This is a genomic window from Terriglobus sp. YAF25 (assembly GCF_052113305.1).
In the GTDB taxonomy this organism is placed as follows: Bacteria; Acidobacteriota; Terriglobia; order Terriglobales; family Acidobacteriaceae; genus Terriglobus.
The window spans coordinates 1-3,419 of sequence record NZ_JBFRCY010000515.1; the positions used below are offsets into that span (position 1 = coordinate 1).

3 protein-coding genes are annotated in these 3,419 nt (G+C 56.4%); 2 read left to right on the plus strand and 1 reads right to left on the minus strand.

Annotation, left to right across the window (positions count from 1 at the left end):
- Positions 1–568: 568 nt before the first annotated feature.
- Positions 569–1,972, minus strand: a complete 1,404-nt coding sequence (locus AB4043_RS19120) for a hypothetical protein (RefSeq protein WP_442300719.1) — start codon at positions 1,970–1,972, stop codon at positions 569–571.
- Between the two features lie 258 nt (positions 1,973–2,230).
- On the opposite strand from AB4043_RS19120, the gene cpaB reads away from it, so the two are divergent.
- Both cpaB and AB4043_RS19130 read left to right on the plus strand, forming a co-directional pair.
- On the plus strand, positions 2,231–3,085 hold the full coding sequence (cpaB, locus tag AB4043_RS19125) for a Flp pilus assembly protein CpaB (RefSeq protein WP_442300718.1): 855 nt from the start codon (positions 2,231–2,233) through the stop codon (positions 3,083–3,085).
- The coding region (locus AB4043_RS19130) for a pilus assembly protein N-terminal domain-containing protein (RefSeq protein ID WP_442307791.1) at positions 3,082–3,419 on the plus strand (338 nt) is incomplete at its 3' end. The genes cpaB and AB4043_RS19130, both read left to right, overlap by 4 nt.

Here is a 3,419-nt window from a genome sequence, read left to right on the forward strand (position 1 = left end):
CAGTTCCAGCAGCTCAATCTACAGGGCGGGTCGGGAAGCGGCACTCTGGTTCAAGGAGAGATCATCGTTGGAGCCTTGCAACTGGGTGGCAATGGCACCATCACGATGAACCTCAGCTCCCTTGCAATCTATAACGTCAATGAGGTCGCACTGGTGCAGTAGGCTGGCACACGTAGTGACCGCGAAGCGAGGGCGTATCGACAGATCTGTCGATACGCCCTCGTTTTACTAGTGTGCTGTTTCTAAAGTTCGTGACATCTTGGGTAGGATCTGTAGATCGCGGCGCATAGTACAACCACTTCGCATCGCAGGTGCGAAGTGATTACTTAAGGGGACGGCGCTGCTCCCACCCGATTCGAGCGAGGCTCGAACATTTCACCTATACAAAATTGCCCGCGGGCCAAGGCCTTTTTCCGCAGCCTGTGGAGCCGTGCCCTTAAGCGAAACGAAGCGCCTTTGGCGCTTTACCGATACGCCAGATCTCACACTCGGAAAGAACTCCAACCAGTCGCCGCCTTTACTCACACGAAGAATGATGCAACGAGAGGATATCGTTTCTGCCTACTCACTACTCTGCTTCCTCAGGAATGATCAACAGGACTTCGACCATCGAAACATGTCCATCCTGCAGCGCAGGCCGGAACTGCCACTGTTGCAGGGCATCCAGCAGGAACTTCGCCTGCTGGAATCCTGCGGGAAAGACAAGAGCCAGCTTTTCGAAACGACCCGTCATGTTAATGAACCCGTGAATGAGGATCGCGTCTGCGTCATAGTCAGTAGAAGCGAGATGAGGCCGCAGCATATCGTAGGGCCAGGGCGCGTCCGGCCGTGCGGTGCTGTTGACTGCAGTCTCTCCTGCTGGTGGAAGAGAGTACTGCAGGATCCAGCTCTTACTCCCGCCAACACGAAGATACGCTGTGTACACCACGCGATCGTGCCAAACACCTTCGATCTCCGGATAACGCTCCGCCAAAGGCGATCCAACAACGATGACACCGAACTTGCCGTCTTTCGGCTGCGTGATGTGAGTCAGTGCCGGCTTGTCATTTACTCCTGAACCAGCCACTGCACCGTTCTGATCCGCAGCGCCAGGAGTGCTGGCCTGCGCGATTGTCGGCGTGCCTGCGGCTCCTGCTCCCTTACCATTTTGATCTCCGGTGGCACCGCCACTACCACTGACCATGGCCTTGTCTGGACGGCCGGGTGTAAGCCCATCGTGAGCGTTCGCCACCACGGCTTGATTCGTCAGAGGAATAGCCACCGGACCATCGCTCTGCAACGCCGACAACGAAATTACCTGCGCAGGCGTTGGCTGCTCCATCTGGGTAGAGGCTGTCATCGGAATCTGTTGTGGCGCCGGTTCAGCACTACGCACAATGATCGGGGATGTTGTGCCTGCAGGAAAGATCGGGGCCTGGACAGGAAAAGGGGTCATCGTCATGCTGACGTCGGCCAGATTCGGCTCCCGATTCGGCTTGATCAGCGCGGGCCGCGTCGTCACAACAGTAATCTCCTGCGAAGGTGGAGCAACAAGGATTCGGTTCGGCGTCTCCTCCGCAGACCACAACCGGACGAGCGGAATTGGCATAGGCTCTTTCACGACGAGACGTGGCGGAGCATCTGGCTGCAGCAGCATTTGAGACTGCGATGGCTGCGCCGGCTGAACCGGAGCCGACATCACCGGCGCGGCGCCGCCGGCCATCAGCTTGTGAGCTTCGCCGTGTGTAGCCGTTTGCATCTCGCTGCCGTTGATTGTCAGCCGTCGGAACTCGTCGACCCGGGTATTTTTCAGGAGCCGGACGGTATAGCGTTCTGCAACAGGCGCATAGGGAAGCCGAAGCACATGCCGCGAAGCCGTGAAGAGAACGGCAAATCCAATCCCATGCAGCAGAAACGAGATCACAGCTGCAGATGGAGGAGTGCTGGAAGAAGGCTGTTCAGAGAAAAGCGTCGTAAGCGTACTCGGCCTCATGATGGTTGGCTCCGCGATTTTGGACAACTGCAATGTGTCAAACAAGTGCAATTCCCAGACCAACCCGATCCTCTTTGAAATCACGCAAAATGGACACCCTGTATCTACGCGATGACACCAGCTTTGCCATTGGTATACAGATGGTCACACTTCCGTCGCCTTTTGGCAGGCAAGCTATGACTTTTTTGGCATAGCAATTGCGACATTGGGTTCCGAAGGCAAGCGACTCACAATCTGCCTTCGGATAGGTTCAGCCCAATGAATAAAAGAGTGGTAGTCATTCTCTTCAGTGCATTCATCGTCGCGGCTATCTGCAGCTTGCTTGTATCTCGCCTGGTTGGGAAACGCGTTTTGGCGTCGCACTCGAATATGACGCGCGTCGTTGTCGCAACCACAGATATCAAGCTGGGCAGTGTCCTTCGCGACGTCGACGTAACTTTCTCTGAGATTGCCTCGCCTGCACCCAAGGGAGCAATTCTCAATCTCAAGGACGCAGTCGGTAGAGGAGTAGTCTCCAATCTCTACCAGAACGAGCCTGTACTCGATAGCCGCCTGGCCGCATCGGGCTCAGGTGGTGGACTGGCTGCAACCATCAGCCCCGGTATGCGCGCATGCGCCGTCAAGGTGGATGACGTCGTCGGCGTTGCCGGCTTCGTGACACCTGGCATGCGCGTCGACGTTTTGATCTCAGGAAACCCGCCGGGAACACCAAATCCGGTTGAGGGCCCGAAGGTGAAGACACTGCTACAGAACATCGAGGTTTTATCCGCAGGCACGGACATCCAGAAAGATCAGGAAGGAAAGCCGAAGCCGGTGCAGGTCGTCAACCTTCTGGTCACTCCGGAGCAGGCAGAGAACCTCAGTCTGGCAAGTAACCAGACCCACATCCAGTTGGTCCTGAGAAACCCTCTCGACACCCAGATCGCTCAGCCTCCGGGCACGGTGATGGCGAACCTCTTCGCCGATAAGAACAGCCCCGAGCCACCGAAGCCGCGAACAGTATCAGCGCCCCGCGTGGTTCGTACAGCGGCCCCACAGGTCTATCTCGTTCAAGTCTTCAATGGATCAAAACGTACGGAAGAAAAATTTGTCTCAGATGAGGTTAAAAAGTGAGAGACACCTTTATTATCGCTTGCTTATCTTTTCTGTCTTGTGCCGTCTGTGCCGGAACGCCTGCGTATGCACAGGCGAGTGGAACACCCGCGGCTGCTACCGGAGCCTCAACGCAGGATTCTGCAAATGATCTGGTAGTCTCCGTCGGCAAGTCCGTACTGGTTGACAGTCTTCGTTCGGTAACGCGGGTCGCAGTTGGCTCCGCTGACGTCGCCGAAGCTACCGCAGTAAGTCCTTCCGAGGTCATGATCAATGGCAAGGCTCCTGGAGAGACTACGCTCATTGTCTGGCAGGCAGGAGGCGCCCGGCAGTTCTTCAACGTGAAGGTCTACAG